Genomic DNA, 249 nt, shown 5'->3' on the forward strand with positions numbered 1-249 from the left:
GTATACTCATAAACAACACCCAAAATATCAAAGACTGTCTTTTTCTCGTATCGATGAGATTTTCGTCCGTTGCGCTGTAGGAGGTTAAACAGACGAAGGAGAACCTTTGATAACTCTTGGGTGTTTTTGTGTAATGCTTGGTGAAAAAGTGAAAAATAATCTTTAATTATGTACATCGCTTTATATTCACTTAGCTCTTTCTGTTTCTTACGTAACAGGAGTTCTCTCATCTTAAACATTGTAGAAGAA

General features: G+C 34.9%; 1 pseudogene. It reads right to left on the minus strand.

Going from position 1 to position 249, the window contains the following annotated elements:
• Positions 1–249: pseudogene (locus tag BAQ49_RS03855) on the minus strand (IS4 family transposase); the annotation flags it as partial.

The organism is Bacillus proteolyticus, from assembly GCF_001884065.1.
Taxonomy (GTDB): domain Bacteria; phylum Bacillota; class Bacilli; order Bacillales; family Bacillaceae_G; genus Bacillus_A; species Bacillus_A proteolyticus.